This is a genomic window from Rickettsia endosymbiont of Culicoides newsteadi (assembly GCF_002259525.1).
In the GTDB taxonomy this organism is placed as follows: domain Bacteria; phylum Pseudomonadota; class Alphaproteobacteria; order Rickettsiales; family Rickettsiaceae; genus Tisiphia.
Window position 1 is genome coordinate 1 of the sequence record NZ_MWZE01000074.1, and the last position, 6,146, is coordinate 6,146.

Here is a 6,146-nt window from a genome sequence, read left to right on the forward strand (position 1 = left end):
ATTTCCTGTGACCAATAATTAGCTCCTCCACATGCCTCCATAGCTACCAATGAACTTTTATCGAGATTGCTTAAATAGGCTATTAACTCATCTCTTGTAACTTTTTGGTAACCTATTTTTTTGCCATTTTGATCGACTTGCACCAAGTGCATACTATTTTTTGCTAAATCTATTCCTATTATAGTATTTTTTATGCTATTATTTATCATGGTATGGACCTATTAATTAAATTATTATTTAATTTGGAGCAGCTGAAAACTATTTTTCAGCTGACTCCGTACAAGTAAAGCATATTTCGCTTCACTCGTCCATACCATCATTCCCGCGTAGGCGGGAATCTGATATCCCTGCCTTCGCAGGGATGACACAAAGTTGAGCAGGGGTGACGTAAGTCGAGTAGGGACGGTGATAAAAACAGTATTGCTTTGTCGTGTGCTTCGCTAATAGACGTATAGTAATGCTAATCAGGATAGCTGTATTTGTATTAAACTTAAAATTTTGAGAAATGGATGTATCCAACAGTAAGATTAAGAAGAAATAGAAAAACTCGGTGGTTACGAGAATTAGTAGCGGAGAATAGGCTTAGCGTTAATGATTTAGTGCTAGCATTATTTGTTGTTGAAGGGGAAAACCAGCGTCAGGAGATTAGCACCATGCCTGGTATATATAGGTTGTCTATTGATCAAGTAGTATTGACGGCTAGGCAGGCTTATGAGAATGGCATAAATGCCATAATACTTTTTCCCTGTATAGAGGCAAAGTTAAAAAGTGACAATGCGGATGAAGCGTATAATCTAGATAATTTAATGTGTAGGACTATTCGAAGTATCAAAAAGGCTAACATTGATATTGGTGTAATATGTGATGTTGCACTGGATCCTTATACTACGCATGGTCATGATGGTATTTTACATAATGGTGATGTAGATAATGATAAGACGGTTGAAGCTTTGTGTAAACAAGCTTTAGTTTTAGCAAAGGCTGGGGTAGGCATCGTAGCCCCATCTGATATGATGGATGGTAGGATTATGGCAATACGTCAAATGCTAGATTCAGAAGGTTTTATTAATGTTAATATACTATCTTATGCCGCAAAATATGCTTCAAATTTTTATTCGCCATTCAGAGATGCGGTGAGCAGTAATAAGGCAGTTTATCTAGATAAAGCGACCTATCAGATGGATGTACGCAATAGCAGAGAGGCTATGTTAGAGATAGAACATGATCTGGCTGAAGGGGCGGATATGATTATGATTAAACCTGGTATGATGTTTTTGGATATCATAGCCCAAGCGGCAAATAGCTTTAATACTAATATATTTGCCTATCAGGTCAGCGGCGAATATGCTATGTTGAGACTTGCTGCGGAGGTCAATGCCTTAAATTGGCAGGCGGCTTTGATAGAATCGTTATTATGTTTTAAGCGAGCTGGGGCTAGTAACATTGTTACTTACGCCGCGTTGGAAGTAGCTCAGATATTGAATAAACAAGCAATTAATATTGTAGAATAAATAGGATATAATGCAAGAGAAACGTCAGGCTAATGTAATAATAGGAATTATTATAACATTAGGTTTATTAATAACTATTACGTCATTTTATCTGTGGTTATCCTTTGAGACACCGCAGAAGCCTCTTGCTGGTAGAGGAGGGGGGTATAATGATGATGTGCAAATTGGTGGAAAATTTGAGCTAACTGATCAAGATGACAAGATTTTTAATAGTGATAATTTGAAAGGAAAATTGAGTTTGATTTATTTTGGCTTCACTTATTGCCCTGATATTTGTCCTACTTCTTTGCAAAAGATAATGGAGGTCATTAATACTCTTGATAAGTATAAAATTGATGTTGAATTTGTTTTTATTACCATCGATCCCAAACGTGATAGTTCGGATGTTCTTAAGGAATATTTAAAGCATTTTAATTCTAAGTTTATTGGTTTAACAGGTAGCGAACAACAGATTAAAGAAGTGGCTGATAAGTTTAAGGTGTATTATGCTAAAATAGATACTAATAGTGAAGATTATATGTTAGATCACTCTTCTTTCGTTTATTTGATGGATAGACAAGGAAAATATGTAAAGCATTTTTACTTAAATAGTTCAGCTCAAGAGATTATAGAATTTATTAGAGTAATGGAACAGCAGAAAAAATATTAAGATGAATTATTTACTAGTTTCATACCTGTTTGCCTTCTTGGCTCTTGGCTTATTGTTGGCAGCAAGTTGGATAGGTTATAATAAGGTTAAGGTTAGGTTAGTTAATGCAAAAAAGGGTAAAAAATAGATTAAAAATTATATTATTTTACCTATTATGCAGTGCCGGAGGGGTATATATGATATTATATAACCTTGAAGATAATATAGTATTTTTTTATCCTCCATCAAAGGTTAATGAGTTAAAACTTGGCAAAGAATTTAGGGTAGGGGGGTTAGTTAAAGTAGGTTCAATTAAAAAAATTACGGCTGATAAGGTGCATTTTGTCATTACCGATGACATTAAAGACCTAGAAATATCTTACCAAGGGGTTTTGCCCGCTTTATTTCGTGAGAGGCAAGGGGTAATAGCTGTCGGTAAGCTATTAGACAACATATTCATAGCTCGTGAATTGTTGACTAAACATGATGAGAATTATTCTCCAGCCCAGTATATATATTCAAATGAAAAGTTGATAGAAAAAGATGGAAACGTAAAATTTAAGTGACGTTTTTATGCTGCTTAATACTTATAGAATAAAAATTGTAGGGTACTATAGTCAATTGATGAGAATTTGGTGACGTCGTTGCTCAATGCTCGCCTATTACTTATAGGCGTCGCTCCATCGTTTCTAGCCCCAAATTCTCCTGAATTGACTAAATAATGATTTGCAATATAAACTCGTAGAAATATATGGATAATAATAACGACTTCCCTGGTCAAGTAAATTTCGGTTTTTCAAAAGTGTCCTTTGAGCAGAAAAGAGATATGGTTAGAGATATTTTTTCTAGCGTTGCTAATGAATATGATGTAATGAATGACTTAATGAGTTTAGGGATACATCGTCTATGGAAAGATCAATTTGTTAGGCAAATTCCTAATTTAACATCAAATATATTGGACGTTGCAAGTGGCACCGGCGATATAGCTTTTAGGATAATAAAGCGAGCTAAGGAGCAAAATATATTACCCCAAGTCACTTTGTGTGATATAAATTTAGACATGCTGACGATAGCTCGTAATAAAGCTGTTGATAGTAACATATTACATGGATTAGAGTATGTCGTAGCTGATGCGGAAAAATTACCTTTTCCTGATAATAGTTTCGATTGCTATACTATAGCATTTGGTATTAGAAATGTGTCAAAAATTGACAATGCCCTAAAAGAAGCTTATCGCGTACTAAAGCCTAAGGGCAAGTTTCTATGTTTAGAATTCTCTAAAATGCAATATGAGGGTCTGAAGCAATTATACCAGTTTTATTCGTTTAATATTATTCCTAAGATTGGTAAAATTGTAGCAAACAACGAAGCAGCTTATCAATATTTAGTAGAAAGTATTAGTTTATTCCCAGATCAGGAGAATTTTGCAATTATGTTAAAGGATGTTGGATTTAACGATGTTAGTTATAAGAATCTTCACTTAGGAATCGCTGCTATTCATAGTGGTTATAAATGATTAGCTTATTATTGAATTTTTTGCATATATTAAGAGTGGTAAGCAAGCAGCAAATTCTGACTTATCCAGGTACCATAAAATTACCATCTAGGTTAAGAATTCTTGGTTGGATGATAACCATAATAGTTTATCCGATTGGTTTATTTAAACTACCAAAAGACGATTTTGGTATGAGGTTAACTGATTGTTTTAAAAAATTAGGACCTGTTTATATAAAATTTGGGCAAACTCTTTCCACCAGACCAGATTTAATAGGAGTTAAGATTACCAATTATTTGCAATCTCTACAAGATAAGTTGCCGCCTTTTAGTAGCGATATCGCACGACAAATTATTGAGGAGTCTTTTGGACAAAGTGCCGATGAGTTATTTTCCGCCTTTGAGGATATACCAGTTGCGGCGGCTTCGATTTCTCAAGTACACAAAGCTAGGCTGAAATCAGGTGAGTTGGTTGCGGTAAAAATATTACGCCCTGAAATTCATCACACATATAATAAGGATATTAAACTTTTATATATTCTGGCTAGGCTAGTAGCAAGAATATCGACAAAATTAAAAAGATTACGATTAGTGGCAGTAATGGATGTATTTAATGCTACTATGAAGTTTGAGCTTGATCTACGTTTAGAGGCAGCTGCCGCCTCAGAATTGTTTGACAATTTCCAAAATGATGTTGATATATATATTCCTAAAATTTATTGGCAACTGACGCATGAATATATAATAACCACAGAATGGGTAGATGGAACATCAATTTATGCTCGAGATAAGCTGATAGAACAGGGTTTAGATCCAGCTGAAATAGCTCAGAAATTTGCTATAATGTTTTTTAATCAAGTATATAGGGATGGTTTCTTTCATGCAGATTTGCACCCTGGCAATATTCTAGTTAGGTCAGATGGTAGCATAGTGTTACTAGATTTTGGTATTATGGGTAGATTACCTGATAAAGATAGAATGGCAATTGCTGAGAGCCTATTTGGTTTTTTAAGTAAAAACTATAAGCTAGTAGCACTTGTCCATCTTCGAGTTGGTTATATAGATAAAAATACCGATCTTGATCTTTTTGCTCAAGCCTGTAGAGCAGTGAGCGAACCGATTATAGGATATGCTGTCAAAAATATTTCTATAGGTAAGTTACTTGCCCAATTATTTAAAATTACTGAAGATTTTGGTATGGAGGTGCAACCACAATTGCTATTATTACAGAAAACTATAGTAGTAGTTGAAGGGGTAGGACAACAGCTCGATCCAGAAATTAATATGTGGCAGCTTATAGAACCATGGATCAAGAAATGGGCGGCTAAAAATCTTAGCCCAGAGGCAAAGGTGATTAGGCTTTTAAAGTATTTACTAATAGAAATATCGGAAAGATTATGTAAATGAAAATAGTAACTTGGAATATTAACTCTCTACGTTTGCGACTTGATTTGCTTAAGAAGCTAATTGATCAACATCAGCCTGATATTATATCTCTCCAAGAGACCAAAACAGTTAATGAGTTATTTCCTCATCAAGCTATTAATGATATGGGTTATAATCATATATATTATTCAGGGCAAAAATCTTATAATGGAGTAGCAATTTTATCGAAAATGCCTATTACTAATAGATTCTCCCTTGAATTATATAATAGTGATAAAAGGCATGTAGCAGTTGAAGTTCTGGGTATAGAAATCCATAATTTTTATGTACCAGCTGGTGGAGATATAGCTGATGTAAAGATCAATGAGAAATTTAAACATAAATTGGCATATTTAGAATTAGTACAACAATGGTTGACCTATAATCGTAGTAAAAATAGTAAGATGATCATAACCGGAGACTTAAATATCGCACCATATGAGCATGACGTATGGTCGAGTCGTCAATTGCGGAATGTTGTTAGCCACACAGATATAGAGCGGTCAACCTTGTTGGAGTTACAATCTTCCCTAGGTTTTATCGATAGTAGCCGTCATTTCGTGCCGTATGATCAAAAATTTTATACTTGGTGGAGTTATAGAAACATAGACTGGCAAAAATCTAACCGGGGACGTAGACTAGATCATATTTGGACTAGTTGTAACTTACAAGATAAGATGTTATCGGTCAGCTCCTTATCAGAAGCTAGGGGATGGCTTCAACCTTCTGATCATGTGCCTTATTTTTTAACACTAAATATGAGGTAAATATAGCTAACATAGGTCATTGTGAGACTACATAGTGGTTGTTGGATCGCCACGCCACTTCGTGGCTCGCGATGACGCATAAGCGTTAGTTTAAGAAAATAAAGTAGAAAAGCTGTCTATTACTCGATAATCAAAATTTGTCATGAGAACGTTCGCTGAGCTGTGTCAGTATAGAATATCATAGTCTAAAATTCAACCTATCAGGGAAGAAAATATCTAGCTGGGAAACGGTTACCGCCCAATCTGGGATTGGCATATTCCACTTTGCTGTAATCTGTTTTATAGCACAAAAAACCAATTTGAACAAGGCATTTTCACTTG

Annotated in this window: 8 protein-coding genes and 2 pseudogenes; 7 read left to right on the forward strand and 3 right to left on the reverse strand. The window is 34.7% G+C overall.

Going from position 1 to position 6,146, the window contains the following annotated elements; genetic code table 11:
- A pseudogene (locus RiCNE_RS05320) lies at positions 1 to 209 on the reverse strand (IS110 family transposase); the annotation flags it as partial.
- Positions 210 to 509: 300 nt separating this feature from the next.
- Here RiCNE_RS05320 and hemB point away from each other — a divergent pair.
- Genes hemB through ccmE form a run of 4 tightly spaced genes read left to right on the forward strand, consistent with a single transcriptional unit; the run spans position 510 to position 2,705 of the window.
- Positions 510 to 1,511 (forward strand): porphobilinogen synthase, encoded by a 1,002-nt coding sequence (hemB, locus tag RiCNE_RS05325; RefSeq protein ID WP_094649563.1) that lies wholly within the window; start codon positions 510 to 512, stop codon positions 1,509 to 1,511.
- A 10-nt stretch (positions 1,512 to 1,521) separates the two neighbouring features.
- Entirely contained in the window at positions 1,522 to 2,160 is a 639-nt protein-coding gene (locus RiCNE_RS05330) for an SCO family protein (RefSeq protein ID WP_094649564.1), read from the forward strand.
- Between the two features lies 1 nt (position 2,161).
- Positions 2,162 to 2,287: a hypothetical protein gene (locus RiCNE_RS08325; RefSeq protein WP_275656748.1), complete on the forward strand. Its 126-nt coding sequence runs from the start codon at positions 2,162 to 2,164 to the stop codon at positions 2,285 to 2,287.
- Positions 2,265 to 2,705 (forward strand): cytochrome c maturation protein CcmE, encoded by a 441-nt coding sequence (ccmE, locus tag RiCNE_RS05335; RefSeq protein ID WP_094649565.1) that lies wholly within the window; start codon positions 2,265 to 2,267, stop codon positions 2,703 to 2,705. Before RiCNE_RS08325 ends, ccmE begins: the two co-directional genes overlap by 23 nt.
- Before the next feature lie 14 nt (positions 2,706 to 2,719).
- Here the strand turns inward: ccmE and RiCNE_RS05340 are convergent, their stop codons facing one another.
- The gene (locus RiCNE_RS05340; RefSeq protein WP_157905692.1) at positions 2,720 to 2,920 is read right to left on the reverse strand and encodes a palindromic element RPE2 domain-containing protein; all 201 of its coding nucleotides are present in this window, start codon (positions 2,918 to 2,920) and stop codon (positions 2,720 to 2,722) included.
- Between RiCNE_RS05340 and ubiE the strand changes: the two genes are divergently transcribed.
- The 3 genes from ubiE to xth are packed head-to-tail and all read left to right on the forward strand — an operon-like array spanning position 2,891 to position 5,825.
- Positions 2,891 to 3,655: a bifunctional demethylmenaquinone methyltransferase/2-methoxy-6-polyprenyl-1,4-benzoquinol methylase UbiE gene (ubiE, locus tag RiCNE_RS05345; protein ID WP_094649567.1), complete on the forward strand. Its 765-nt coding sequence runs from the start codon at positions 2,891 to 2,893 to the stop codon at positions 3,653 to 3,655. The genes RiCNE_RS05340 and ubiE overlap by 30 nt on opposite strands.
- On the forward strand, positions 3,652 to 5,040 hold the full coding sequence (gene ubiB, locus RiCNE_RS05350; protein ID WP_094649568.1) for a 2-polyprenylphenol 6-hydroxylase: 1,389 nt from the start codon (positions 3,652 to 3,654) through the stop codon (positions 5,038 to 5,040). Before ubiE ends, ubiB begins: the two co-directional genes overlap by 4 nt.
- A complete protein-coding gene (gene xth, locus RiCNE_RS05355) occupies positions 5,037 to 5,825 on the forward strand; it encodes an exodeoxyribonuclease III (protein WP_094649569.1) in 789 nt (262 codons plus the stop codon). The genes ubiB and xth overlap by 4 nt, the downstream gene beginning before the upstream one ends.
- A gap of 178 nt (positions 5,826 to 6,003) precedes the next feature.
- On the opposite strand, the pseudogene RiCNE_RS08595 reads toward xth, so the two are convergent.
- A pseudogene (locus RiCNE_RS08595) lies at positions 6,004 to 6,146 on the reverse strand (IS256 family transposase); the annotation flags it as partial.